This window comes from Acinetobacter sp. TR11 (assembly GCF_027105035.1).
GTDB lineage: Bacteria > Pseudomonadota > Gammaproteobacteria > Pseudomonadales > Moraxellaceae > Acinetobacter.
The window spans coordinates 1,633,180-1,657,944 of sequence record NZ_CP114256.1 but is presented as its reverse complement, the minus strand read 5'-3'; the positions used below and the strand labels follow the sequence as shown (position 1 = coordinate 1,657,944).

The following is a 24,765-nucleotide window of genomic DNA, read 5'->3' as shown; positions in this document are numbered from 1 at the left end:
TTACCTGAAATAGAGATAGAAGATTTACAATGGCAATTTTATTACCAACATCAACGGCTGGCAGTTTACCAAAACCTTCATGGCTTGCTGAGCCTGAAAAACTTTGGTCACCTTGGAAATTAGAGGGTGAGGCATTAATCGAAGCAAAGCAAGATGCCTTGCGTTTATCTCTGCAAGAACAGATCCATGCAGGGATTGATATTGTCAGCGATGGTGAGCAAACACGCCAACATTTTGTCACAACATTTATTGAACACCTTGATGGTGTGGATTTTGAGAAGCGTGAAACGGTGCGTATCCGTAATCGTTATGATGCAAGTGTTCCATCTGTAGTCGGTGCAGTCTCTCGTCAAAAGCCAGTATTTGTAGAAGATGCTAAGTTTTTACGTAGCCAAACCACACAACCAATCAAATGGGCACTTCCAGGTCCAATGACCATGATTGACACGTTATATGATGGTCACTATAAAAGCCGTGAAAAACTGGCTTGGGAATTTGCCAAGATTCTTAATCAAGAAGCGCTTGAATTGGAAGCTGCGGGTGTCGACATTATTCAATTTGATGAACCTGCATTTAATGTGTTCTTTGATGAGGTAAATGATTGGGGTGTTGCCACTTTAGAAAGAGCGCTTGAAGGTCTTAAATGTGAAACAGCCGTACATATCTGCTATGGCTATGGCATCAAAGCCAATACCGATTGGAAAAAGACTTTGGGTTCAGAGTGGCGTCAATACGAAGAAGCTTTTCCTAAGCTACAAAAATCTAAGCTCGATATCATCTCACTCGAATGCCAAAACTCTCGTGTGCCAATGGATCTAATTGAACTGATTCGCGGTAAAAAAGTCATGGTTGGTGCGATTGATGTGGCAACCAATAATATTGAAACAGCGGATGAGGTTGCAGATACGCTACGTAAAGCGCTTCAGTTTGTCGATGCTGATAAACTTTATCCATCTACCAACTGTGGAATGGCGCCTTTATCTCGTCAAGTAGCACGCGGTAAGCTGAATGCCTTGAGTGCAGGCGCAGAAATTATCCGAAAAGAGCTCTCTTTTTAATATTTAGAAATTTGGAAATATCGAATGGGCTACTTATTAATTTAGTTAGTAGCCCATTCAGTTTGAAATAATTTAGATGTGCAAATGTGACGCAAGTGTGTGTTAGGGCTTAATCTAAAGAAAAGCTACAGTTCAATTTAGGAATAAGATGATGATTGAAGCAACTGACTTTAGAAATGCGATGTCTTTACTGACAAGTGCAGTGAATGTAGTGACTACAGCGGGAGCGTCTGGTCGTCATGGATTTACCGCATCTGCTGTATGTAGCGTTACGGATACACCTCCGACATTATTGGTGTGTATGAATACAGCCTCTAGGTCACATGCACATTTTATTGAAAATGAAACTTTAACTGTGAATGTTTTAGGCGCGCAACATCAGCATATTTCCAATGTATTTTCTTCTAAGTTGACGTCTGAAGAGCGTTTTAAATATGGAACTTGGACTAAATTAAAAACAGGTGCACCTGTTTTAGAGGATGCTCTTGTCAGTTTTGATTGTCAGATTGAACAAATTCAGGAAGTAGGAACACATACTATTTTTATTTGCCGTACAGTTGCTATTCAAAAAAGTCAGCATGAACATAGTCTGGTGTATTTTAATCGCGCTTATCACCAAGTGGGTGAGACTGAAGTTGCTTAAATTAACATTCGCTATTTATCTAATATTAACCTTCAATCAAGTAAGTATGTCGTGGAATTAATCATTTTTTTAGCTATAGGTGCATTAGCGGGATTTGCTGCTGGGCTTTTTGGTGTTGGCGGTGGACTCATCATCGTACCACTTTTATATGTGGTCTTTACGCAAATGGGGTATGATTCTGAAGTTGTGATGCATCTTGCTTTGGGTACTTCATTAGCCACGATTATTGTGACGTCTATCAGCTCATTAATGGCGCATAATAAAAATGGTGCAGTAATTTGGCCTGTATTCAAAAATCTGACTCCTGGTTTAGTCATTGGGTCATTTTTTGGTGCAGGTATTGCGGGATTACTATCAAGGGAACATTTACAACTGATTATTGGTGTTTTTGTGATTTGGGTTGCATATCAGATGTTTACTGGTGCAAAAAAAGTCATTGATCAGAATAAAGCACTTCCTTCAGCAGCTAAACAAGTATTTGCTGGTACTGGAATCGGCGTTGCATCTGCAATTTTTGGGATTGGAGGAGGGAGCTTAACTGTACCTTATCTCAATCATTATGGTGTGGTCATGCAAAGAGCGGTGGGAACATCTGCTGCATGTGGCTTACCTATCGCAATCGCAGGTGCGCTAGGGTTTATGTTATTTGGTATGAAAGAACAAATAAATGTTCAGAACAGCATTGGTTTTGTTCATATTTATGCTTTTTTTGGTATCAGTGCGATGAGCTTTTTCACCGCAAAGCTAGGTGCTAAAGTGGCACATGCTTTATCACCGCAAATGTTAAAAAAATGCTTTGCTGTATTGTTACTTATTGTCGGATGTTTTTTCCTTTTTAAAGGAATACGTTGAAATATAATAGGTTGATTATTCAAAAGCTCATTAGATATGGGCTTTTATACATTAGAGCTTAATGGATCTATTTTTTAACTATTTGAGATATAAATAGTTAGCAAATCAAGAGTAGACGATATTCGCCTTCATTTTCAATAGGTGCTCTATGAACACAAGGTAAAACGTGCTGCGTCGGGTGATCAACTGCTAGACGCCAAAGATGTCCTAAACCCAAATTTAAAGGTCTTGCATCAGGGAGCGGCTGGTAATGTAAATCGAAGAAATAATCTTGTAGAAAATTTTCAAATTCAGCTTCTGAGCCATGATGTAATTCTTTAAGCTTATCTCTAATTTCGGGAATCAAAACTTTTTGCTTAACTTGATCGCTTGGCAAAATCTCACTTGCTGCGCCGTGATAAGTACATAAAAAAGTATCAGTTGGGATGGGGGAACGATCAACATGAAATGAATACACATCAGTTGAAATAAAATTTAACTCATCATCACGTTCGTAATTTTGAATTAAGTTAAGGGTAGGTGAAGCGCCGAAATCACTTAATAGCTGCATATCTTTTAAGATGATTTCTCTTGCTAAATGACCTTGTTCGGAAAGTTGTAAAGCCAATAGATCATCAACCGAAACCTCAGTGATATTTTCCTTTAGCTGAAGCTTTTTTACGATTTCTTGAAAATCTCCATTCAGGTTTCTATACCAACAAATCGCATTTCTATCTCCTTGAAAATTAGAACCGACAAGTTCAGAGAAACTAGAAACCACATTAATTTGCTTGTGGTCAGAAAATGCATTCTTCATAAAAAGAAGTTTATCAAAAAGAAATTATGTTTAATGATACACAGTTTGGTTGGGTTATGAACTATCACGTTGAGCAAATTAGCTTAAAGATGAAATGAGCAAAATTATACTCAAAAAATTATATAAAAAATAATTATGCGCAAATATATTCACAAATATAAAAAAATAGAGTATTTTTGAGAAAATAATTGCTCATTCATATCAATGAAAAAATTAACAATACAGGCGTTACTTGATCAAAGTTGGTTTGATATTGCTGAACTTACGCTATTAGAACCAAAACTAGGCTCAGCAAGTGCTAGTGAATTAGCTTACGAGTTAGAATACGCAATCCATAATTTGGATAAACGAGATGAGCATGCCTGTAGTCTATCACTACCTGTACAAATACTCATAAAACATGAATCTAGTTCATGGTTTGGTTTTTTAGATGATATTGTTCCATCAGGTGCTGCACGCCGTTATTGGGTGAATTTTCTAGGTCTACAAAGACTAACGCATGCAGAGCAAGATAGTATTTTATTAGAAAAAGGTGGCATCGCACCCGTAGGCAATTTGAGAATTAAAGAAGCTCTGCCAGCAATCAATCCTGAATCAACTCTACATCTACGTTATTTTAGTCAAATTGATGTTGCTGATCGAAATGTAGATTTTCTTGAATATGCACAGCAAATGGGGGCAATTAGTGGTGGTGCAACGGGAGCAGGTGGTGAAGCTCCAAAATTACTAATTCGTGCTACGAAAGATCAAAATATTTGGATTGATACTTATCAACAAAACTTTGATCAACCTGATCAACACTATCTAGTTAAATTTCCTCGGAATAATCGTACTGAGCTAGACTGTAATATTCTCAGAGCAGAATACTATTATTATCAAGAACTAAAAGAATTAGGTTTCAAGACCATTGAAACAACAGAAATGAAGCTGATTGAAGGTGAAAAATATCCATCTTTATGGCTGCCGAGGTTTGATGTCGAATGGCACAATCAACAATGGAATCGTCATGGGCTTGAATCCATCTATTCAATATTAAATAAAGCTTCAGGTAGTCATCTCAATCACTTTGAAGTGATTGAAAATCTATGTAAGTTACTTATATCTATTGATTCCGAATTTGATTCAACACAATTCATTTGTGAATGGTTACAAAGGGACTTATTGAATATTATTTTTGGTAATTCTGATAATCATGGACGAAATACTTCATTTCTAAAAAAATATGGAAAAATTTTGCTTGCTCCAATTTATGATTTCGCTCCAATGAAAGCTGATCCAGAAGTTGTTACAAGGTCAACAACTTGGGGAAGTCCTTATGAGGAAGGAGGAGAATATCAATGGGATAAAATTACCCAAAAACTAGAACATTTATGCGATCCAAATTTATCTCTAACGACATTAAAATCTTTGGCAAGTCATCTTGTTGGCTTAAAACAAAGATTACTTGATAGAGGTGTACCAAAGCAGATTATAGAGATACCAGCGCTTTCATTTGACTACGTTGAAGCTAAATTAGAAAGATGGGAACTATTATGAATATAAAAAATCAGACTCAAGATCGCCAACAAATCCTGATAGATCTATATATGCAATACTTATTGAATGAAATAACACTGGGACAATTATTGGCGTATTTACGCAAAAACATTCTGAGTATGTCTCAAGAACAATATGCAAATTTAGTCGGTGTAAGTCGCAGGACATTAACTGATATCGAGCAAGACAAAGGAAAACTTACTCAATCAGTTTTAGACAAGGTCTTTAAACCACTTGGATTGAAAGCAGGACTTGTACCAACTCATGAGCACATTGTGAGAAAGATTCTTAAACCATCAGAATGAGATCAATGGCAAAGTTTAACTCTGTGTACCAAGACTGTGTAGCCTAAATTAAAATGCTGGGGCTAGGGTTTTGATAGCTAAGATTTCTGTTTAGCTTTTTGGCGTAAGACATACAAATATAAGCTTTCTACTTTTTCACGTGCCCATGGTGTGGTACGCAAGAATCGCAATGATGATTTAACACTTGGATCTATGCAAAAACATCTAATTTCAATTTTATGACTTAAGCCTTCAAAGCCACCGTAGTAATCCAATAATTCATCCAAAATGTCAGCAAGTTTTTTGCCATGTAGAGGGTCATTGGAGGCGTTCATAATAGATCAACCATATTTTTGAGACCGTTATTATAACCTGAGCGAGTTGAAATAGGTCAGCATTACAAGGCTTATGCAATCATGGCTTTGATGCATAAACCTTTCGCGTAGCGGTCTGATTTCTGCATAACTTATATTACTATCATTAGGATACTCAGTAATGTGATGTATAATCTTAGATTATTACGTTACTAAGCTATGGCAACAAACAGTGTTGTGTAGGCTACAGTCTCGGAGATCTTATTTAACATAATATACATTATACGCAATTATTATGTTAGAACCCATTTAAAATGTCTATATTCTCACCAATAAAAATGTCTAGTTTATGATGGTTTAACCATCATGGACTGGATATGAAATATAGATGCTGATCACTATGTCTGACAAAGAAATACAACGTCTTGCAGTCCTGCAAGACGTTCGAGATCAACGTATTACCCAAGTTCGTGCTGCTGAAATCCTCAATCTTTCAACTCGTCAAATTACCCGGTTATTACAAAAGCTCAATCAAGATGGTGTTTCAGGTATGGCGCATGCCAGTCGTGGTCAACCAGGTCATCATCGCCATGATGATTTATTAAAATCAAAATGTCTTTCCATTATTTCTGAGCATCTGCTGGGATTTGGACCCACCTTGGCCCATGAGAAGCTCAGCAGCATATTTGACCTGAATATCCCGGTAGAAACGCTTCGGCGCTGGATGACGGTAAATGATCTCTGGATTCCGCGATCCAAGCGCCTGAAACGTCCATATCAGCCTCGTTATAACCGAGATTGCTTCGGTGAACTGATCCAGATTGATGGCTCTTATCATGACTGGTTTGAAGGACGAGCAGCCAAATGCTGCTTGTTGGTTTATATCGATGATGCCACTGGAAAACTATTGCATCTGCGCTTTTGTGAGGCGGAAACCACTTTCGACTATATGCTTTCCACCCGAGCCTACATTGAACAATATGGCAAGCCTCTGGCTTTTTATAGCGACAAACACTCGGTATTCCGAGTGAATCAGAAATCGAGCCAAGATAGCCAGATCACGCAATTTGGGCGGATTCTGAACGAGTTAAACATAGATATTATCTTTGCCAACTCACCTCAGGCCAAAGGTCGTGTAGAGCGTGCCAACAGAACACTTCAGGATCGCCTGATCAAGGATATGCGTCTGGAAGGTATTAGTTCGATTGCCGAAGCCAATGCTTGGCTACCCTGCTTCATTGAGCAGTTCAATCAGAAGTTCGCCAAGTGTGCGAGAAACCCAAAAAACTTGCATCGCCCTTTAACGGAATCTGATGCTGAGCTAGATGATATTTTCACCTGGCAGGAACCACGTAAAGTCACGAAGAACCTGACCATCACCTATGACAAGTGTATTTATCTGCTTGAGCCAACACCAATCAATCATAAGCTTGTTGGGCACTACATTTCATTTCTGGAGTACCCGGATGGCACTGTGGCCATCATGCATGAAGGACGGAAGATTAACTATAGCGTCTTCAATAAACTGGCTGGACTACAGCAGAATGAAGTGGTTGAGAATAAAAGATTAGGCTCAGTTCTGGCCCATATTCAGCAACAACATGAAGAGTTGGAAAAACAAAATAAACGTACTCGTGCCAAGAAAAGTATGCCAAGCCGTAAAGCTCAGAAAGCTGTGATTGAACAAAGAAATTTAAATCCTGTTCTTGACTCTTGTGGTTAAAAACAGGACATTTTAAATGGTTTATCGCATAGACATTTTAATTGGTGAATAACATATTAAAATATAAGTTTTTGATATTTAATAACTATTATTCTTTATCATCATCTTTTTCAAATCCCAATGGTTCACCAGTAACGTCTTCTACTGTTAAACGTGTACAGTCACAGCAACGTTCCATATATCACCAATGAAGAACGAGAAAAAATTCTTACTTGTTTTGAAGAATACATAGTTAATCTAGACAACTTAACGCCACTGGAGCTCCCTAAATTAGAGAATTTCGACGATAAAATGAATCCATTTTAAAATTAAATAAAAACTGCTACTTAGCACCCCAACTAGGTAGCAGCTTATTCGGTATTTTTAATTATTATTTTGTAACTTGTAGCACTCATCTAAAGCTAGCTCATAATAAGCCAAGCCTTCTTTCGCTGCTAAAAAAGCTTTTCTCTGAGAAACCGGATCTTTGTCACATAATCTCTTAATTAGCTCCATCGCTTCATAAGGATGTAGATCATCGTAGTGTGCATGAGCTCTTAACCATGCCAATGATCTTTTATTAATACTTACTTCTGGAGTTTCTGTATAAGCTTGTATTCCTTTATATACATGAATGGTCCAATCCCCTGTAGCCCACTCTATTGCTAAATTTGTTGCAGCAATACTCTCGGCCAAACTTCCCCTAAAATTTACATCCCATAAAAAATGATTGACCGCATTCATTGCTACTGGTGGTCTAACTTCATTCAACATTTCAGTCGTTATGCCAAAACCCTTCGCCCAATCTTGATACCAATGTAAATGTCTTTCTTCAACTTTGATATTTTGAATTAACCAATCTCTAGTCTCAGTTACACCATCTAAAGAAAAAGCCGTCGCTTTAGCTAAAGCACCTGCCATATATGATGGAAAATGAGCAACCAAAGGATAAAAATTTAATAATGCTGACCGAAAGCATTTTAAATTTAGGCTACCGCTTGCCATATTTAAAAACAAAGGGTGTTTGCTTACTCGTTCTTTTGCAGGAACAAGTTCATCCCAAAATTGTTGTGCCCATTCTGAGTGAGGTGTTATTTCTAGTTTTGTTCCATATTGCTTCGTAACAGTCATTTCGATCCATCCTATTTCGTATGACTTATTTCAATCATTTTCCACGATTGCTGCTTATTTTTATAGCTAGATTTGATCGTAATACAATCAATATACAATGATTGTTATTTAATTTGTAACATTTTTTTATCTGTTCAGCATTTTATTAAGTTTAATCATTATATTAGTTGCTAATACATTCATATTACACCCGAAAAATATAGAATACTGGTAATAAAATCTGATTATCATAAAAAATTATTAATTTTATATAATCCAATACACATTTTATTTAATTCAGTGTAACGTAGTTAACAATCCCTATTTACATTTATAAGAACATTGGGGGCGATGAGAGATAAGATGAAGTTAAAAGCATCCAACTTACTGGGGCAAGAACAAATTGACTTGTTAATTTCTCGCGGACTAAATTTAGTTTGGTTTCCTAAAGAATTAGAAGTCATTTATAAAGATCAGTATAAAAATGAAGCTGCACATGAATTCCGTTACCGTGCACCAATCATTCTATGCCTCTATTTATATTTAAGTTTTGGTACTTATCAGGTTCTACCTACAGAACTACGCACTGCATGGGTCGCGTACTACGGTTGGGTGGGCATGATAATTGTTTTTGCATGGTTACTTGCTTTCATTCCATCGATGAATAGATGGTTTGATTACTATGTTTGCTTAGGCTCTACAGGTGCCGTCGCTCTTACTTTCACGTTAATTAATGTATTGGAACATGGTCAGAATAACGTTCTTTTTCATGCCGCTATGATGTATGCCGTGGTCATTATATATGGCTTTGTTGGTATGCGATTTTATACAGCGATGTTTGCTGGTTGGTGTGGTGGTTTAATTGGTATTGCCATTAGTGTTTGGTTTAATGGATCAATTGATTGGACTTACTTAAATCGGACTTATACTTTTAGTAGCTTTCTAGGAATGGCTTTAGCTTATGCAATAGATCGGCAACATAGAGAGAATTATCTACAAGACTGTATGATCGAACTAAATCGATTAGAGCTTATGCGTCAGGCGCAACAACTTTCAATTTTATCTCAACAAGATGCTTTAACTGGTTTAGCGAACCGTAGATACCTCGATGAAGTGCTTGAAAATGAGTGGAAACGCTCAATCCGTCATGAAGTTCCTATCACAATCATGATGATCGATATCGATTTTTTTAAACTATACAATGATACATTAGGCCATATTCAGGGAGATCAATGTCTTAGACGAATTGCCATTTTGCTCGGTTCAATCTCATCGCGAAGTGGAGATCTTGCTGCACGTTATGGCGGTGAAGAGTTCTTACTTTTATTTTCCATGACGAATAAAGATCAAGCACTTATACAAGTTCAACGTTTAATGGAATTGGTACGAAATATAGAGATTGCACATCCTCGAAGTAATGTCTCTAAATATGTAACGATCAGTGTGGGTGTTGCAACAACAACCCCTCATCTTAATGACAGTCTATCAGAGTTTATCTCTAAAGCAGATCATGCTTTGTATGTAGCAAAAAGTAATGGTCGAAATCAATATCATGTTGCAACGAGTGAAAATGTAATTTCTGAGACTTTATAAGATTAATTTTTTATTATTAAAAAACATACTTGCGCCCAAAGTGTCGCAAGTATGTGAAAAATCAAAATTATGGCTCAATTGGTTGGAATGGAACTACAACATCAGCATTTTGAGCACGATGTCTTAAAAAATGATCCATTAGAACAATTGCTAACATTGCTTCAGCAATTGGAGTCGCTCGAACGCCCACACAAGGATCATGACGACCCTTGGTTAACACATCCGTGTTTTCTCGATCAATTGTAATGGTTTTACCTGGAGTGGTAATACTGGCAGTTGGTTTTAAAGCAATCGCGACACGAATCGTTTGACCACTTGAAATACCACCTAAAATTCCACCAGCATGATTTGCAAGGAAACCATCTGTGGTTAGTTCATCACGAGTTTCGTGACCAAACTGCCCAGCAACTGCAAAACCATCCCCAATCTCAACACCTTTAACCGCATTGATACTCATCATGGCATGAGCAATATCTGCATCTAAGCGATCAAATACAGGTTCACCCCATCCTACTGGTACTTTTTCAGCAACGATTTCAAGTTTTGCACCGCAACTTGTCCCTTGCTCACGTAATGCTGTGACTAATTGCTCGAAGCGAGGAACTGCATCAACATCACCACAGAAAAATGGATTATTTGGCACTTCAGCCCAATCTAACTTTTCTGCAATTTCATTCCCAATCTGTGTTACATGCCCGCGGATATCAATACCAAATTTCTCTGCCAAATACTTTTTAGCAATCGCGCCCGCTGCAACACGCATCGCTGTCTCACGTGCACTTGAGCGACCACCACCACGATAATCACGGAAACCATATTTTTGAGTATAGGTATAATCAGCATGACCAGGACGGAATGTTTGGGCAATATTACCGTAGTCTTTTGATTTTTGATCTGTATTACGAATCAATAAACCAATTGATGTACCCGTAGTTTTGCCTTCAAAAACACCAGAAATAATTTCAACTTGATCAGGCTCTTTACGTTGCGTTGCAAACTTAGAAGTACCCGGCTTACGGCGATCCAAATCTTTTTGCAAGTCTGCCTCGCAAAGTTTTAGTCCCGGTGGTACGCCATCTACAATTGCCATCAAGCCAGCACCATGTGATTCACCACATGTCGTCACACGGAATAACTGACCAATACTATTTCCTGCCATTTTCTAACCTATCTTTTATTCATCGAAACTGTGGTGCATCTCTTCAAGCATTAATTCATAGATATTCCCTAAAACATCATCATCACATTGCTGACGATAACTCAGGACAATATATTCAATCAGACTTTTATGATCTGAAAGTAAATAAAGACTATGAATCAATGACTCCGCGGCATCAGGATCAAACTCTCCATATCCAAGATTTACAAGGAGTTGATCAAATTGCTGACAAATTTCTTGCTTAAAAACTTCCGAATTAATTGCATCAATTCCACTTTGATTCCATTTGTTTTTTAATGCAATCAAACCATCTTTAAATTGCTGAATTTTAGTTTGATCTAAGTCAGGTTTAGCCACTAATAGAATTGCTGCAATTGGCATCTTGTACGACTCTAGATCTGCTCAACAGATTGTTGAAAGATGTCTTTATAACGGCGGCATTGTTCAGCTGTTAAAGCAAAAATACCAGAACCGCCTTTTTGGAATGTAAGCCAATGGAAATCAACTGTATTGAAATTTTGGCGCATTGCCCATTCTGAATTACCGACTTCGATAACGATTAAACCATCTTTTGTCAAATAGTCAGCAGCTTGCGCTAACATTTTACGAACCAAATCTAAACCATCTTGACCAGCAGCAAGTGCAAGCTCAGGCTCGTGTAAGAATTCTTCTGGTAAATCTGCCATATCTTCTGCATCCACATAAGGTGGATTGCTTACGATTAAATCATATTGATTTTCAGCAGGAATTTTTGAGAATAAATCAGACTCAAGCAAAGCAACTTGATATTGCTTATCATGGTGTTCGGCATTAATTGATGCAACTTCTAAAGCTTCTTTGGAAATATCAGTTGCATCGACTTCAGAGTCTGGGAATGCATAAGCTAAAGCGATTGCAATACAACCAGAACCCGTACACATGTCTAAAATACGTTGTGGCGTTTTCGGATTCGTGTTTTCTGGTAAATTATTTAATGCTTCAAGCATTTGACCATTTTCATTTAAACAATATGGTGCAAAGCGTTGTTCGATCAATTCGGCAATTGGCGAACGCGGAATCAGTACACGTTCATCTACATAGTATGGTTTATTACAGAAATAAGCCAAATTTAATAAATATGAGGTTGGAATACGATCATTAATTCGACGTTCTAATAGACTTAAAAATTCTGCTTTCTCAGTTGGTAGTAATTTTGCATCTAATATTTCTGCATCAGCTTTCCATTCTAGGGAAAGTGTTTGCAAAACAAGTGCAGAGCTTTCTGCAAAATAATCTTCAGTACCTTGACCTAAGTGTGCATCATATTGACGAAGTGCGGTTACACCAAAACGAATAAAATCTCGAATTGTTACTAAGTTTTCAGCCGCTTCTTGTAAATGTTCAGGGCTGATTGTAGGTCGCTCCACTTAGGCGTCTCCAAAAGTGCTAATTGCAAAAACGCTTTATTCTAACGGGATTAGCGTCTATTTAACAGAAAAAAAACCGCCTCTATACAGAAGCGGTCATTATTTTGATATTTCAATATCTACGAGTCAGAGTCCAAATTTATCAGCCACATAATCAGCATCCATTGCTTCTTTTAAATGATGAGGAATAAATTGACCACCAAAATTACCAAAGAAACCTGCTTCATTTGGTAAAGCAAGCCCATTAATTTGATGTTCCATGATTCCTCCTATTTTTATAAAGTATGCATATAAACGCTAACGAGACAAATAACGGGTCATATCCTCAATGCCTTTTAATGTCATTGGGTACATATGATTTTCAAAAATTTCTTTGATCCAGTTAATGGTCTGGGTGTAATGCCAGTAACCTTCCATTTCAGGATTCAACCAAGCGGTTTTGTCAAAATGCTGACGTAAACGTCTTAACCATACTTCTCCAGCCTCATCATTCATGTATTCAACTGAACCACCTGCCGACTTGAGTTCGTAGGGTGCCATACTGGCATCACCAACAATGATGACACGATAGTCACGACCGTAAGTATGGAATAAATCCCATGTATTCATACGAGTTGAACTACGACGGTGGTTATCCTTCCATACATAATCATAAAGACAATTGTGGAAATAGAAATATTCTAAGGTTTTGAACTCAGACTTCGCCGCACTAAATAATTTTTCACATTCAGCAATATAGGCATCCATTGAACCACCAACGTCAAACAACATCAGTACTTTAATGCGGTTACGCCGTTCAGGAACCAATTGCACATCCAAAATGCCCTGTTTTGCTGTTTCTCGAATAGTCCCATCAACATCAAGCTCTTCAGCCGCGCCTTGACGAGCAAACTTACGTAAACGGCGTAAAGCAATTTGCATCTGACGTGTTCCTAAAACTTGATCATCATCAAGATTTTGGTATTTACGCTGCTCCCACACCTTTACAGCCGAACGTTTACGCCCTGGCCCACCGATACGAACACCTTCAGGATGATCGCCAAAAGCACCAAAAGGTGAAGTTCCGCCAGTGCCAACCATTCGATTGCCACCCTGATGCTTTTTATGTTGTTCACGTAAACGTTCTTCCAACATTTTCATCAGTTCTTCCAAAGAACCTGCTTTTTGTAGCTCAGCACGTTGCTCTGGTGTTAGATGTTTTTCTAATAATTCAAGGTCAAACCAATCTTTAGGTAATTTGTGAACTTGTTTAAGTAACTCGTCCAAATCAAAAGTTTCAATGCCATCAAAATAATCTTTCATGGCACGATCGAACTTATCAAAGAAACGTTCATCTTTGACTAAAACTGTTTTAGCCAACTGATAGAATTCTTCCTGATCTGCAAATACCAAACCCGATGCAACCGCTTGGTTGAGATCAATCAACTCACGAGTTGTAACAGGTACACCATATTTACGTAAGGTGTAAAACAATCGCACAAACATGTGATTACACTCTTAGCGGCGTGACATAAAAGCTAAACGTTCAAGTAATTGTACATCTTGTTCATTTTTAATCAGCGCACCATACAGTGGCGGGATTGCTTTTGATTTATCATGATTACGCAATACATCTTCTGGCATATCATCTGCCATGAGCAAGCTTAACCAATCAATTAACTCTGAGGTTGATGGTGGTTTCTTTAAATTGGTGACTTCACGTAATTTAAAGAACACTTGCAATGCTTCACTGACCAAAGTGTTTGAAATATTTGGGAAATGAACTGCGATAATTTCACGCATCGTTGATTCATCAGGAAACTCAATATAATGAAAGAAGCAGCGACGTAAGAATGCATCTGGTAATTCTTTTTCATTATTCGAAGTAATAATCACAATCGGGCGTTGTGTTGCGGTAATGGTTTCACCAGTCTCATAAACATAGAACGACATTTTGTCGAGTTCATGCAATAAGTCATTTGGGAACTCAATATCTGCTTTGTCAATTTCATCAATCAACAATACACAACGTTCTTCACTGGTAAATGCTTCCCACAATTTACCCGGTTTAATATAGTTTTTAATGTCATAAACACGGTCATCACCTAACTGGCTATCACGCAAGCGAGAAACTGCGTCATATTCATACAAACCTTGCTGAGCTTTGGTGGTTGATTTGATATGCCAAGTAATTAGTTTTAGACCTAAACTTTCTGCAACTTGTTCCGCAAGTAATGTTTTACCTGTACCTGGCTCACCTTTCACCAATAATGGTTTTTGTAAAGCACGCGCGGCTTTTACCGCAAGTTTCAGGCTGTCAGTTGCAATATATTGATCTGTACCAGTGAAGTGTTGTGTATCAGCAGACATTTGAAAACCTTATTTTTCTTTAACTTTATGTGAATATCTAAACCGAACGTGCAAGTTTATTTGCACTGTATTTTGACCAGCAGAAGCCGATCAATAATCCTGTACCAATGACAAAGAGAATCAAAGATAAATTTGACCAGATTAAAACATGCTCTTTTGTGAGTACGCCAAAAATCAAACCAAAAATAGCAGGTGCTAATTCTGAATTGGGACCTTCAGAAATTGTTGGTGTGGCAAGGATTGCAAAAACGATAATCCAAAGAATTCCTCCTATTGGATTAGGCATACGTGACATCAAACGATACCAACACCATAATGCAATCATTGCACCTGTAACATACACAATAATCGCAACATTCTCTTCAGGAAATTGTTCCAGTAGCGAAAGAATGTGAGACCACATTGCAGTTATCGTTTCAAGCACCACGCAACCCCTCTGGCGCTACCGCATTTGGATTAATAAGTCCTTCTGGCGGCATTTGAATAAAAAAGCCTTTGGTCTGTAATGAGTCTAAGACATGCAATACGTTTACACGTGCAAGTTTCCGCTCACCATGAAGTTCCAAATGCATTACAAAAGTTGCTTTGCCAAATGCTTGCAAAACAGTCTCAGGAACAGATTCAAAAGGATTTTCTTGTTCCGTATCAGCAGAATAATTTGGACGAGCAATATACATATACATTTCGTCTTTTTTGCTTGATCTATAAATATCGCAGTGCATGTTTACTCACAACTCTTATCAATCTTAGAGACTATTGGCCATTTAGATTCCAATAGACTTTAAACAGCATACATGAAAAAAAAACTAGGTACATTAACGAATGTTAACGCAACAGTCGTATTTCACAGCTGAACTATTTTACCTAGCTAACTTCATTTGGGCCGCCAAATACTCAATATCTTGTCGCAGTAATGCAACCAATGGCTTGGTCAAGATATCGTAGCGCCAACCTAACAAATAACTCGGCAACTCTTGCTCTTCTAAATGGAATACAACATATTCATAAATTGCATTCAGCCATTTCTTACGTAGCAAGACTTCTTTTGGTATTCCTGTCTCAAATACGACACGGTCAATCAAAGCATCGACCTGAGGTGCAACTTCTTTTGAATTACTTTTAACAGGTCGAGCCATTCTTAATGGCCATTCATCTTCAGGCGGTAAAAATTTTAATAAATCCAATATCGTTTTGCCATGTTCACGCACAATATTTGGACGAATATCTTTAACTTGTGCAAGTTGGAAATTATTACGTGGATTTTTTTCCACTAAATCTAGCATTGTTGTATTTTTGAGGACAAAACTACGCGGTTGATTCATGGCTTTGGTAATTTGCTCACGCCAAATACTGAGCTGCTGTAATTGCATTAACTCACGACGTGAATGACGGTAATTACCAATATCGGTATATAGTTCTGTCAATGGAGTTTCTATCGCAATTTCTTTCGTTAAATTCTGACAATCTTCCAAAACATATTGATAAAGCCCTTTACGCTGTAAATCATGTTTTAATGTATCAGCGAGCTTTGTTAAATATAAGACATCATTTGCGGCATAATTAATTTGCTCTTGACTTAAAGGGCGTGCCAACCAATCTGAGCGAGTTTGATCTTTATCAATCTCAATATTTAGGCAGGTTTTTAATGCATTTTGATAGCTGACCTGAAGCCCATGACCAAGAAATGCCATTGCGATCTGTGTATCAAATACATTTTTTAATGGTTTTTGATCTGCATAATGATAAATTAAATCAATATCTTCACCACAAGCATGAAAGATATTTTGCTGAGCAGCAAAAACTTTCTGCCAAAACTGCTCTAAATCAAGTGCTGCTCCATCTAGTAAAGCAATTTGACCATTACAATTAATCTGGCACACCCCAAGTTTCGGATATAAGGTATCAACCTTAATGAACTCAGTATCAAGTGCGTAGGTAGAACATTGTTCCATTTGAGTGAGGAGAACAGCAAGATCTTTTTGCTGTTGAATGAACTGAAACATATTTGCTCAAGTAAAATAATAAAAAACACTAGCAAGACAACTGTAAAATTACAGTTTTTGCTGAAACGAAACTAAATTAAATCTACAAAGAATAATTTAATCACTATTCCACATGAAAAACATGAAATTACTCCTATTCCATTCATCAAAAACGAAAATCCTTTTCGTTTGCTCATAGTGCCATAAATTAAAACAAATATACCTAAAATAATGTAAGACAAAATGTAAAAGTGAATTATTTGTTTAAATTAATAGCATGAATTTACAATAAATATAAAACTATTTCATCTTCATACGATTGTGTACTGCTTGGCTTAATGTATGACTATCAACATACTCTAATTCACCACCTTGTGGTACACCTTGTGCGATCCTTGTCATGTGAATTGGCAAATGTTTCGTTGCTTCAACCAAATAATGTGCAGTCGCTTGACCTTCCACGGTAGCATTAGTTGCTAAAATTACTTCTTCAATCTGTCCTTGGCTTAAACGCTGAATCAAATATGGAATACCAATTTCTTCGGGACCTATACCGTCTAATGGAGACAAATGACCACCAAGTACATGATATTTACCTCTAAAGCTTCCACTTTGTTCGATTGCCATGACATCAGCTGGAGATTCAACCACACAAAGCAATTGCTCATCTCTTTCTACAGACGCACAAATATCACAAATTTCATTTTCAGTTAATGAATGACAAATATGGCATTCGTGAATATGGCTCGAAGCCTCATGTAATGCATAAGATAATGCAAAAGCACCTTCACGATTTTTCATCAACAAATGCAATGCCATCCGTTGTGCAGATTTTGGACCAACGCTTGGTAAAATACGCAATGCTTGAACTAGTTGTTCAAATCGTTCACTAAACACAGATCAACTCTCATAATCTCACCTAACCCCTCTTTAATAAAGAGGGGTACTCCTCCCTTTAAAAAAAGGGAGGCTGGGAGGGATTTAAAATAAACCAGATAAACCAGGTGGTAAGCCCATACCTGAATTTGCACCTTGAAGTTTTTCTTCAGAAATAACTTCGGCTTGACGTGCTGCATCATTCATTGCCGCAGCAATCAAATCTTCAATCATATCCGCTTCATCTTGTAATAAGTCTGGGCTAATTTCGATACGCTTAACGACATTACGACAAGTCATCGTCACTTTGACCAAACCACCGCCCGCTTCAGCATGCACTTCAGTTTTAGCAAGCTCTTCTTTGGCTTTTTTAAGATTTGATTCCATATCTTTTTGCATGCGCTGAGCTTGCTGCATGAGCATATTAATGTTCATAAGTTTCTCTCGTTAAATTAAATCTAAACCGCGTGATAAGTCACGAATAATATCATTAATATCTTCTAAACCAACAGAGACACGAATTAAGCCTTCTTCAATTCCTGCTGCCTGTTTGGCTTCGGCAGACATTCTACCATGCGAGGTCGTTGCTGGATGTGTAATTGTTGATTTAACATCCCCTAGATTACTGGTAATTGATAAGAAACGCGTGTTATCAATAACCGTCCACGCACCTTCACGTTCGCCTCTTACGACAAAAGATACAACACCGCCAAAACCTTTTTGCTGTTTTTTGGCTAATTCATGTCCGGGATGATCTGTTAAACCAGCGTAATACACTTTTTCAACCTTTTCATGTTGGTGTAACCACTCCGCAAGTATTTGTGCATTTTCACAATGCGCTTTCATACGAATACTCAGAGTTTCTAAACCTTTCAAGAAAATCCATGCATTAAATGGGCTCATTGAATTACCTAAAGTACGGATTACACCATTAACTTCTTCAAGTAAATCGTTTTTGCCAACAACTGCACCACCTAATGCACGCCCCTGACCATCAATATATTTTGTTGCTGAATAAAGCACTAAATCAGCACCGAACTTGATAGGTTGTTGCAAGACTGGCGTACAAAAACAGTTATCTACAGCAAATAATGCGCCATTGGCATGAGCAATATCTGCAATTGCTTGCATATCACCAACCTGTGCCAAAGGATTCGAGGGAGTTTCAATAAAGAGAATACGTGTATTCGGACGAATCGCTTGTTTCCAGCCTTCAAGATCATCCAAATCGACAAACGTCACTTCTACAGCAAATTTAGCAACATATTTTTCAAATAAAGCAATGATTGAACCGAATACTGCACGAGAACAAATCACATGATCGCCAGCTTTTAAATATGCCATACACATAGCATGTACAGCCGCCATACCAGAACTTGTCGCAACTGCACGCTCAGCGCCATCTAATATCGCTAAGCGTTTTTCAAAGGCTTGTACTGTTGGATTGGTATAACGTGAGTATGTATTTCCTGCGATTTGCCCAGAAAATTTTGCGGCAGCATCTGCTGCACTTTCGCAAACAAAAGAAGATGTTAAAAAGATAGGTTCACTATGTTCCCCTTCAAAGGTACGATCATGCCCTGTGCGAATAGCCAGTGTTTCAAGTTGGTATTCTAAATCATCGCTTGGATTCATCGTTTTGTATGCCTTATGATCAGGTGTTTAAATATGCCAACATTTTGAGCGCCTAATGTATTTAAGGTCAAGGCGTAAGATGAAATTATCGCTTAGACTTCGTGCAATCTTGACTCATGATGAGACTTTCAAAGATGAAATCACTTGTAGAACAGCAAAAAATAAATTTTAAACATCTCGCTATGCGTGTCTTCGATGCAGATAGGCTTGTATTGTCACAATCGACACCTTATCAAGTGATTGCTGAATTTAAACAAACTCGTGTTCGGTTTTATGCTTCTGAAAACAAACGTTACAAAGAGCCATTGGTATTTACAGCTCCTCTTGCCATCAATATGGATATTTATGATCTATATCCATACCGCTCTTTGATTAAGCATTTTCAAGAAAGTGGTTTTGATGTTTATCTAATTGATTGGGGTAAGTTGACTTACAAGAACTACCAAGTGAATTTCTTATCTTTTATCGATAAATTTATTCCACGTTGTATTGAGGCGATTCAAAAGCATTCTAAATCTGAAAAAATATCTTTGCATGGTTGGAGTATGGCTGGAATTTTTGTCACTCTTTACACCGCTCGACACAAGCCAAATGCGGTTAAAAATTTAATTGTTTTAGGTAGCCCAATTGATAGTTATGCATCGGGTTATATCGGAAAATTATATAAAACACTGGCATATATTACGACGCGTAACCCAACCATCAAAGATTATGTCTATAACCGTTTACCTAAGTTGATGATTCATTCACCTGGTTTTTTAAACTCATTAGGTTTTAAATTGTTAGATCCTAAGGGCTGGATTGACGGCAATATTCAATTACTCAAAAATCTTGATAACCTCAAACTGGTACAAGAAGACGCAACACTCAGCCATTTCTTAAACAATATGATTGATTACCCGGGGGGGATCAACCAAGACATGCTGTTTAATGTCTGGATGCAGAACCCATTAAAAAATGGTGCAATCACACTAAAGAATAAAACCATTGAGCTTAAAAACATTGAATGTTCATTACTTGTGGGTGCTGGTAAAAGTGATCAACTTGTTACTTCTGAGGCAGCTTTTCCTCTGACACAGTTGACAAATAGTCAAGATGTCACGTTTACTTTGATACCTGGCGGACACTTAGGTTTAATGTCTAGTCAAAATAGTTCAATTGAGTTCTGGCCAACACTGACAACTTGGTTAACAGAACGCTCAACTCCAATAAAAAGGTAAACTATGACTCAATCTGTTGCATTCATCGGTTTAGGTGCTATGGGCTATCGCATGGCTGCGCATTTACCCAAGTATTTTGAGAAAGTTTATGTATGGAATCGTAGCTTCGATAAAGCCGAACAACATGCAACAGAATATGGCACTTTAGCGGTTGAACTTGCTGAAGCCGTTCAGGCAGATGTGATCTTTTCTTGCTTGCCGACCAGTGATGATGTTGAAACATTAATTGAAGGTGTGAACATTAAATCAGGTGCAATTTGGATTGATTGCACCAGTGGTGTTCCTGAGGCAGCGCGCCGTCTAGCAGAACGATTGAAAACACAAAATATTGATTTTCTCGATGCGCCTGTCAGCGGACAAACCATTGGTGCAGAAAATGCAACACTTACGGTTATGGCGGGTGGCGACGTTAATGCTTTTGAACGTGCTTATCCTGCGATGGCAGCAGTCGGAAAGCTCATTCAACACGTAGGTGATTCGGGTGCAGGATTTGCCGTTAAAGCAATTAATAACATGTTACTGGCAGTCAATTTATGGTCGGTTGCAGAGGGGTTTAGTACACTCAAAGCGCATGGTGTAAACCTAGATGCAGCTTTAAATTGTATTAATTCATCTAGCGGTAAAAGCATGGTTACAGAAACCATTTTTCCGCAACGGGTACTTAGTCGTGAATTTCCTGTAACTTTTGCATTGCCTTTGCTCGCAAAAGACACAGGTATTGCATTGGATTTAGTGCATGAGGCGAAACTTCCAGCCCCGATCCTTGCCCTCACTCAAAGTTTGATCCAAGCAGCAAACCTTACAGCAGAACCGAATAGTGACTTTTCTTCTGCTGTCAAAATGTATGAAGAATGGACAAAAATCATACTAAAGTAAAAAGCTCAAGGTATAGGTAAATTAGAATGGGAGAACAGGCTGTTATATTGTAGTAGCCCTATTCTCCTATCTTAACCTAACATTAGTCAGCGATTTTTCCAAAATAACACTTCTAATTTAAATTCTGATTTTACTAGAAATGCACACATAAACAATGATATACCAATTACAATAATCATATTGTCTTTAAATGCAATCCCAAAACCGAATATAATGATGGATGCGACAAGAATTGCATAAAAAGCAATTGCACCAACTTTTTCATTCAATCTCACAGCCACCACCCCAAAAAAGAAGAATCATTCTCGACAATTGCAATAAGCATACAATAGTATATTTAAATTTATATGACATTTTATAAATTCTTTAGATGATTTTTTGCCATTATTAGATTCTATGTTAAAACACTGATTCTTTGTACTATAGGTATTTTCTCTGACTTATGAAAAAGTAAGATTAAAATCTCTATAATTAGTTGTTTTTAATTACTTTTAAGAAAAGCTATTGATATATAAGGTATTTATTTATTGTGTGAATGAATTATGGATAAAAATTACACTCCAATAATACAGTTTCATTGAAATTTCATTCATAAACCGTATATTAGTAGTTGAACTTAAGTCAAATCGTGAAAATAGACATATTTTCTTAATTTATTTGAGTTCATGCCTTTTAACTAGAGGAATACCTCATGAATAAGTTTGCGGTTGCAGTTTTTGCTGGATTGGTAAGCCTTACAGGTTTTAACCTTCAAGCAGCTACACCAGAACAAGAATGTAAAAAGTTGCAAGATGACTATAACCTCATCTATGCATCTAAAGGCTTCTGCTTTAAAGACGCTGATGCTAAAGCTAAATATGGTAATGAAAACTGCCATACAACAAAGCCTAAATTTTCTGACAGAGAGCAACAACGCTTAGATGAAATTAAAGAGCGTCAAAAAGAATTAAATTGCAAATAAAAGCCTTATTTTTAAGTCTTAGCAGTTTATTTTCTATTTTTGTTTGAAAAGTAAAACTTCTCATCTCATTATATTAAAGGACTAATCATGGCGTACGATGACCAAAATATTTTCGCAAGAATCTTACGAGGCGAACTACCTGCAATCAAAATCTATGAAGATGATCAGGTCCTCGCTTTTATGGATATTATGCCTCAAGCAGATGGTCATGCTTTAGTTATTCCTAAAACACCTGCTGTTACTTTGATGGATTTACCTACTGATGCAGCAGCCTATACGATTCAAATTGTTCAAAAGATAGCTAAAGCAATTGAAACCGCTTTAGATGCTAAAGGTATCGTACTAATGCAACTTTCAGGAGCTGCAGCTGGGCAAACAGTTCCACATGTGCACTTCCATTTGATCCCTAGCTCTATTCATGAGCTTGGTCGCCATGCAGCTCAAATGGGTGATCAGGAAAAAATTACGGCTTTGGCTGAAAAGATTAAAGCAGTACTTTAAGTTAAATAAATAGTTAAAACGGGGATATTCCCCGTTTTTTATTTTCTAATTATATAAAAATCAATAGCTAAAATAATTATTACCAAATATTAATCGTCATCAAACTGTCATTTTTCTTTCACTTATCTGTCACAAAGTTTGCCGATACTGCATACAAGTCAGTGAGCTGTGTAACTTTATGTACACATGCAAGCTTATAACAGTAACTAAGGCATCAGCCATTTACAAAAAGTGTTTGGAGAAATCTCAATGAAAAAATTGCTTCTTGCTGCTACTGTAGCAACTTTAGCCATGAATGCAGCGCAAGCAGCACCTACATTGTATGGTAAGCTCAATGTGACTTTGGATCAAATCGACAAAAATGGCTTTAAAGATGAAAGCGTAACAAAAATTAACTCAAATGCTTCTCGTCTTGGTGTGAAAGGCGAAGAAAAGTTAACGAATACCCTTTCAGCTGTTTACTTAGCAGAATGGCAATTAAATGCTGATAGTGAAGATAAAGATGGTAAGGAATTAACACAACGTAATCGTTTTATTGGTCTTAAATCTGATGGTGTTGCAACATTAAAAATTGGTAAATTTGATTCTTACTTTAAAACAGCTGCTGGTAATAACCAAGATATTTTCAATGACCACAATGATCTTGATATGACAGCTGTATTAGCAGGTGAAGATCGTCTAAACAATGTTATCGGTTTTGAAACTGATAAAAAATTATTGGCTGGTTTAGCATTTAACATTATGTTCCAACAAGGTGAAGAAGCTTCTACCGCTGATAGTACTGCTAAGGGTAAAAAAGGCAGCCGTGATGGTTTTGGTGATGGTGTATCAACATCAATCACTTATGAAAATAAAGACATCGGTTTGAATGCTGCTGTGGCGGGTAACTTCGGTGTTGCATCAAAATATAATGCTTATGATTTATCTGGTATTTATACTGATGCAGTTCGTGTAACTGGCTCTATTGATTTAACTCAAGCTGGCGTTGATGGTTTAGTATTCGGTGCTTTATGGCAAACTGCTCAACCATCTGATGATACAGTATCAACTTCAAGCGGCACGCCTGCTGTTGTAACCTCTTATAAAGGCTTACAAGAAGATGCTTATGGCTTAACAGCAGCATATGTTATTCCATCTACACCTGTGAAGTTAAAAGCACAATACATTTCTTCAACAACTGAATCTGATGGTCGTAAAGATCGTAAACAAGACCTTTATGGTTTCGGTGCTGACTACCAAATCAACAAACAAGCTCGTTTCTACGGTGTTGTTGGTCAACAAAAACGTGACTGGTTAACTAAAGATGACAAGAAGACCACAATTGGTTTAGGTATGGAATATAGCTTCTAATTTGAAGTAAATTATAAGACAAATAATAAAAGGGCAAATTGCCCTTTTATTTTTTTCTAAACTTTTCTAAAAGATAAAAATGATTTCAGCGTTACCAACGAAATTTATTCCAATTTTCTGGATTTGCCCAAAATTTAGAATTAAACCAATCAGGAACATGTTTGTAAGTTAAAATATTAAATTGCCATAGAGCAAAATCACTATCATGCGTCGTTTTATCAATAAGTTGAGTAAAACCTAGTGAACGTAATAACTTTTCATCGTTTCGTTTACTAACAACAACAATCCTTTTTGCCATTAAGTCACGTAATTTCACCAATAACTGCGATTTTTGTACTTCACTGATACTTTGCATTTCATCTGTATCAAATAATACAAAACCTAAATCATAGCGTTGTGTAAATGGCAGATTTAAAATGTCAGTTACGTTAAAATAGTGCCATTGAATTTCAGCATTTTGATCAATTTGCTGACCTATACAAAGTGCAGTATGAATGGGCTGTTCTTTAGATAAATCGTCTAGCATAGAAGTGATGACATTTTGTTCAGCCATAACTGCAAC

At 37.2% G+C, this 24,765-nt stretch carries 28 protein-coding genes and 2 pseudogenes; 13 read left to right on the top strand and 17 right to left on the bottom strand.

What is annotated here, in order from left to right; genetic code table 11:
• Positions 1 to 29 precede the first annotated feature (29 nt).
• From O1450_RS08020 to O1450_RS08010, 3 genes are all read left to right on the top strand, one after another.
• On the top strand, positions 30 to 1,058 hold the full coding sequence (locus O1450_RS08020; protein ID WP_269230374.1) for a methionine synthase: 1,029 nt from the start codon (positions 30 to 32) through the stop codon (positions 1,056 to 1,058).
• 151 nt (positions 1,059 to 1,209) lie between these two features.
• Entirely contained in the window at positions 1,210 to 1,701 is a 492-nt protein-coding gene (locus O1450_RS08015) for a flavin reductase (RefSeq protein ID WP_269230443.1), read from the top strand.
• A gap of 51 nt (positions 1,702 to 1,752) precedes the next feature.
• Positions 1,753 to 2,553: a sulfite exporter TauE/SafE family protein gene (locus O1450_RS08010; protein ID WP_269230373.1), complete on the top strand. Its 801-nt coding sequence runs from the start codon at positions 1,753 to 1,755 to the stop codon at positions 2,551 to 2,553.
• 97 nt (positions 2,554 to 2,650) lie between these two features.
• Here O1450_RS08010 and O1450_RS08005 read toward each other — a convergent pair whose 3' ends face one another.
• Positions 2,651 to 3,349, bottom strand: a complete 699-nt coding sequence (locus O1450_RS08005; protein WP_269230372.1) for a DUF1826 domain-containing protein — start codon at positions 3,347 to 3,349, stop codon at positions 2,651 to 2,653.
• A gap of 204 nt (positions 3,350 to 3,553) precedes the next feature.
• Here O1450_RS08005 and O1450_RS08000 point away from each other — a divergent pair, with 204 nt between their 5' ends.
• Together O1450_RS08000 and O1450_RS07995 are read left to right on the top strand one after the other, a co-directional pair.
• A complete protein-coding gene (locus tag O1450_RS08000; RefSeq protein ID WP_269230371.1) occupies positions 3,554 to 4,885 on the top strand; it encodes a type II toxin-antitoxin system HipA family toxin in 1,332 nt (443 codons plus the stop codon).
• Positions 4,882 to 5,190, top strand: a complete 309-nt coding sequence (locus tag O1450_RS07995) for a helix-turn-helix domain-containing protein (RefSeq protein WP_269230370.1) — start codon at positions 4,882 to 4,884, stop codon at positions 5,188 to 5,190. The genes O1450_RS08000 and O1450_RS07995 overlap by 4 nt, the downstream gene beginning before the upstream one ends.
• A 77-nt stretch (positions 5,191 to 5,267) precedes the next feature.
• Here O1450_RS07995 and O1450_RS07990 read toward each other — a convergent pair whose 3' ends face one another.
• Positions 5,268 to 5,504, bottom strand: coding sequence for a VF530 family DNA-binding protein (locus tag O1450_RS07990; protein WP_089604344.1), 237 nt, complete (start codon positions 5,502 to 5,504; stop codon positions 5,268 to 5,270).
• Between the two features lie 367 nt (positions 5,505 to 5,871).
• Between O1450_RS07990 and O1450_RS07985 the strand changes: the two genes are divergently transcribed.
• Positions 5,872 to 7,206, top strand: coding sequence for an ISNCY family transposase (locus tag O1450_RS07985; RefSeq protein ID WP_269229189.1), 1,335 nt, complete (start codon positions 5,872 to 5,874; stop codon positions 7,204 to 7,206).
• 168 nt (positions 7,207 to 7,374) lie between these two features.
• Positions 7,375 to 7,512, top strand: a pseudogene (locus O1450_RS07980) (NAD(P)H-dependent oxidoreductase); the annotation flags it as partial.
• A gap of 57 nt (positions 7,513 to 7,569) precedes the next feature.
• Here O1450_RS07980 and O1450_RS07975 read toward each other — a convergent pair.
• Positions 7,570 to 8,316, bottom strand: a complete 747-nt coding sequence (locus O1450_RS07975) for a TenA family transcriptional regulator (RefSeq protein WP_269230369.1) — start codon at positions 8,314 to 8,316, stop codon at positions 7,570 to 7,572.
• Between the two features lie 342 nt (positions 8,317 to 8,658).
• On the opposite strand from O1450_RS07975, the gene O1450_RS07970 reads away from it, so the two are divergent.
• A complete protein-coding gene (locus tag O1450_RS07970) occupies positions 8,659 to 9,888 on the top strand; it encodes a GGDEF domain-containing protein (protein ID WP_269230368.1) in 1,230 nt (409 codons plus the stop codon).
• A gap of 67 nt (positions 9,889 to 9,955) precedes the next feature.
• On the opposite strand, the gene aroC is transcribed toward O1450_RS07970, so the two are convergent.
• The 12 genes and pseudogenes from aroC to O1450_RS07910 form a co-directional block, all read right to left on the bottom strand.
• Entirely contained in the window at positions 9,956 to 11,047 is a 1,092-nt protein-coding gene (gene aroC, locus O1450_RS07965) for a chorismate synthase (protein WP_269230367.1), read from the bottom strand.
• A 15-nt stretch (positions 11,048 to 11,062) separates the two neighbouring features.
• The gene (locus tag O1450_RS07960; protein WP_269230366.1) at positions 11,063 to 11,428 is read right to left on the bottom strand and encodes a hypothetical protein; all 366 of its coding nucleotides are present in this window, start codon (positions 11,426 to 11,428) and stop codon (positions 11,063 to 11,065) included.
• Between the two features lie 11 nt (positions 11,429 to 11,439).
• Complete coding sequence (gene prmB, locus O1450_RS07955) at positions 11,440 to 12,453, bottom strand: 50S ribosomal protein L3 N(5)-glutamine methyltransferase (RefSeq protein ID WP_269230365.1); 1,014 nt, start codon at positions 12,451 to 12,453, stop codon at positions 11,440 to 11,442.
• A gap of 144 nt (positions 12,454 to 12,597) precedes the next feature.
• Positions 12,598 to 12,714, bottom strand: a pseudogene (locus O1450_RS07950) (hypothetical protein); the annotation flags it as partial.
• Between the two features lie 36 nt (positions 12,715 to 12,750).
• A complete protein-coding gene (locus O1450_RS07945; RefSeq protein WP_269230364.1) occupies positions 12,751 to 13,938 on the bottom strand; it encodes a vWA domain-containing protein in 1,188 nt (395 codons plus the stop codon).
• A 12-nt stretch (positions 13,939 to 13,950) separates the two neighbouring features.
• Complete coding sequence (locus O1450_RS07940) at positions 13,951 to 14,802, bottom strand: AAA family ATPase (RefSeq protein ID WP_269230363.1); 852 nt, start codon at positions 14,800 to 14,802, stop codon at positions 13,951 to 13,953.
• A 37-nt stretch (positions 14,803 to 14,839) separates the two neighbouring features.
• Positions 14,840 to 15,226: a hypothetical protein gene (locus O1450_RS07935; protein ID WP_269230362.1), complete on the bottom strand. Its 387-nt coding sequence runs from the start codon at positions 15,224 to 15,226 to the stop codon at positions 14,840 to 14,842.
• Complete coding sequence (locus O1450_RS07930) at positions 15,219 to 15,479, bottom strand: YcgL domain-containing protein (RefSeq protein WP_269230442.1); 261 nt, start codon at positions 15,477 to 15,479, stop codon at positions 15,219 to 15,221. Before O1450_RS07930 ends, O1450_RS07935 begins: the two co-directional genes overlap by 8 nt.
• Positions 15,480 to 15,662: 183 nt before the next feature.
• On the bottom strand, positions 15,663 to 16,805 hold the full coding sequence (locus O1450_RS07925; protein WP_269230361.1) for a ribonuclease D: 1,143 nt from the start codon (positions 16,803 to 16,805) through the stop codon (positions 15,663 to 15,665).
• A 279-nt stretch (positions 16,806 to 17,084) separates the two neighbouring features.
• Positions 17,085 to 17,681: a recombination mediator RecR gene (recR, locus tag O1450_RS07920; protein WP_005160191.1), complete on the bottom strand. Its 597-nt coding sequence runs from the start codon at positions 17,679 to 17,681 to the stop codon at positions 17,085 to 17,087.
• A gap of 84 nt (positions 17,682 to 17,765) precedes the next feature.
• Positions 17,766 to 18,095 carry a YbaB/EbfC family nucleoid-associated protein gene (locus tag O1450_RS07915; protein ID WP_269230360.1) on the bottom strand — a complete coding sequence of 110 codons (330 nt, stop codon included), beginning with the start codon at positions 18,093 to 18,095 and terminating at the stop codon, positions 17,766 to 17,768.
• Between the two features lie 12 nt (positions 18,096 to 18,107).
• Positions 18,108 to 19,295 carry an O-succinylhomoserine sulfhydrylase gene (locus O1450_RS07910; protein WP_004662102.1) on the bottom strand — a complete coding sequence of 396 codons (1,188 nt, stop codon included), beginning with the start codon at positions 19,293 to 19,295 and terminating at the stop codon, positions 18,108 to 18,110.
• A gap of 134 nt (positions 19,296 to 19,429) precedes the next feature.
• On the opposite strand from O1450_RS07910, the gene O1450_RS07905 reads away from it, so the two are divergent.
• Positions 19,430 to 20,515 carry an alpha/beta fold hydrolase gene (locus tag O1450_RS07905; protein ID WP_250749072.1) on the top strand — a complete coding sequence of 362 codons (1,086 nt, stop codon included), beginning with the start codon at positions 19,430 to 19,432 and terminating at the stop codon, positions 20,513 to 20,515.
• A gap of 3 nt (positions 20,516 to 20,518) precedes the next feature.
• Positions 20,519 to 21,391: an NAD(P)-dependent oxidoreductase gene (locus tag O1450_RS07900; RefSeq protein ID WP_269230359.1), complete on the top strand. Its 873-nt coding sequence runs from the start codon at positions 20,519 to 20,521 to the stop codon at positions 21,389 to 21,391.
• Between the two features lie 86 nt (positions 21,392 to 21,477).
• Here the strand turns inward: O1450_RS07900 and O1450_RS07895 are convergent, their stop codons facing one another.
• Complete coding sequence (locus tag O1450_RS07895) at positions 21,478 to 21,666, bottom strand: hypothetical protein (protein WP_269230358.1); 189 nt, start codon at positions 21,664 to 21,666, stop codon at positions 21,478 to 21,480.
• A 416-nt stretch (positions 21,667 to 22,082) separates the two neighbouring features.
• Here O1450_RS07895 and O1450_RS07890 point away from each other — a divergent pair, with 416 nt between their 5' ends.
• The 3 genes from O1450_RS07890 to O1450_RS07880 all read left to right on the top strand — a co-directional run bounded on the left by O1450_RS07890 (position 22,083) and on the right by O1450_RS07880 (position 24,203).
• On the top strand, positions 22,083 to 22,352 hold the full coding sequence (locus tag O1450_RS07890; protein WP_004662096.1) for a YARHG domain-containing protein: 270 nt from the start codon (positions 22,083 to 22,085) through the stop codon (positions 22,350 to 22,352).
• Positions 22,353 to 22,439: 87 nt separating this feature from the next.
• Positions 22,440 to 22,853, top strand: coding sequence for an HIT family protein (locus O1450_RS07885; RefSeq protein ID WP_269230357.1), 414 nt, complete (start codon positions 22,440 to 22,442; stop codon positions 22,851 to 22,853).
• A 249-nt stretch (positions 22,854 to 23,102) separates the two neighbouring features.
• Positions 23,103 to 24,203, top strand: a complete 1,101-nt coding sequence (locus O1450_RS07880; RefSeq protein WP_269230356.1) for a porin — start codon at positions 23,103 to 23,105, stop codon at positions 24,201 to 24,203.
• A 91-nt stretch (positions 24,204 to 24,294) separates the two neighbouring features.
• Here the strand turns inward: O1450_RS07880 and O1450_RS07875 are convergent, their stop codons facing one another.
• The gene (locus O1450_RS07875) at positions 24,295 to 24,756 is read right to left on the bottom strand and encodes a DUF6231 family protein (protein ID WP_269230355.1); all 462 of its coding nucleotides are present in this window, start codon (positions 24,754 to 24,756) and stop codon (positions 24,295 to 24,297) included.
• Positions 24,757 to 24,765: the final 9 nt, after the last annotated feature.

Bases quoted from the DNA above. Each gene is read 5' to 3' on its own strand.
- O1450_RS08005 (WP_269230372.1), bottom strand. From the start codon at position 3,349: ATGAAGAATGCATTTTCTGACCACAAGCAAATTAATGTGGTTTCTAGT.
- O1450_RS07875 (WP_269230355.1), bottom strand. From the start codon at position 24,756: ATGGCTGAACAAAATGTCATCACTTCTATGCTAGACGATTTATCTAAA.
- O1450_RS07900 (WP_269230359.1), top strand. From the start codon at position 20,519: ATGACTCAATCTGTTGCATTCATCGGTTTAGGTGCTATGGGCTATCGC.
- O1450_RS07975 (WP_269230369.1), bottom strand. From the start codon at position 8,316: ATGACTGTTACGAAGCAATATGGAACAAAACTAGAAATAACACCTCAC.
- O1450_RS07940 (WP_269230363.1), bottom strand. From the start codon at position 14,802: ATGTCTGCTGATACACAACACTTCACTGGTACAGATCAATATATTGCA.
- O1450_RS07970 (WP_269230368.1), top strand. From the start codon at position 8,659: ATGAAGTTAAAAGCATCCAACTTACTGGGGCAAGAACAAATTGACTTG.
- O1450_RS07945 (WP_269230364.1), bottom strand. From the start codon at position 13,938: ATGTTTGTGCGATTGTTTTACACCTTACGTAAATATGGTGTACCTGTT.
- O1450_RS07880 (WP_269230356.1), top strand. From the start codon at position 23,103: ATGAAAAAATTGCTTCTTGCTGCTACTGTAGCAACTTTAGCCATGAAT.
- O1450_RS07985 (WP_269229189.1), top strand. From the start codon at position 5,872: ATGCTGATCACTATGTCTGACAAAGAAATACAACGTCTTGCAGTCCTG.
- O1450_RS07995 (WP_269230370.1), top strand. From the start codon at position 4,882: ATGAATATAAAAAATCAGACTCAAGATCGCCAACAAATCCTGATAGAT.
- aroC (WP_269230367.1), bottom strand. From the start codon at position 11,047: ATGGCAGGAAATAGTATTGGTCAGTTATTCCGTGTGACGACATGTGGT.
- O1450_RS07890 (WP_004662096.1), top strand. From the start codon at position 22,083: ATGAATAAGTTTGCGGTTGCAGTTTTTGCTGGATTGGTAAGCCTTACA.
- O1450_RS07990 (WP_089604344.1), bottom strand. From the start codon at position 5,504: ATGAACGCCTCCAATGACCCTCTACATGGCAAAAAACTTGCTGACATT.
- O1450_RS07925 (WP_269230361.1), bottom strand. From the start codon at position 16,805: ATGTTTCAGTTCATTCAACAGCAAAAAGATCTTGCTGTTCTCCTCACT.
- O1450_RS07885 (WP_269230357.1), top strand. From the start codon at position 22,440: ATGGCGTACGATGACCAAAATATTTTCGCAAGAATCTTACGAGGCGAA.
- O1450_RS08020 (WP_269230374.1), top strand. From the start codon at position 30: ATGGCAATTTTATTACCAACATCAACGGCTGGCAGTTTACCAAAACCT.
- O1450_RS07910 (WP_004662102.1), bottom strand. From the start codon at position 19,295: ATGAATCCAAGCGATGATTTAGAATACCAACTTGAAACACTGGCTATT.
- O1450_RS07915 (WP_269230360.1), bottom strand. From the start codon at position 18,095: ATGAACATTAATATGCTCATGCAGCAAGCTCAGCGCATGCAAAAAGAT.
- O1450_RS08000 (WP_269230371.1), top strand. From the start codon at position 3,554: ATGAAAAAATTAACAATACAGGCGTTACTTGATCAAAGTTGGTTTGAT.
- O1450_RS07930 (WP_269230442.1), bottom strand. From the start codon at position 15,479: ATGTATATTGCTCGTCCAAATTATTCTGCTGATACGGAACAAGAAAAT.
- O1450_RS08015 (WP_269230443.1), top strand. From the start codon at position 1,210: ATGATTGAAGCAACTGACTTTAGAAATGCGATGTCTTTACTGACAAGT.
- O1450_RS07960 (WP_269230366.1), bottom strand. From the start codon at position 11,428: ATGCCAATTGCAGCAATTCTATTAGTGGCTAAACCTGACTTAGATCAA.
- O1450_RS07905 (WP_250749072.1), top strand. From the start codon at position 19,430: ATGAAATCACTTGTAGAACAGCAAAAAATAAATTTTAAACATCTCGCT.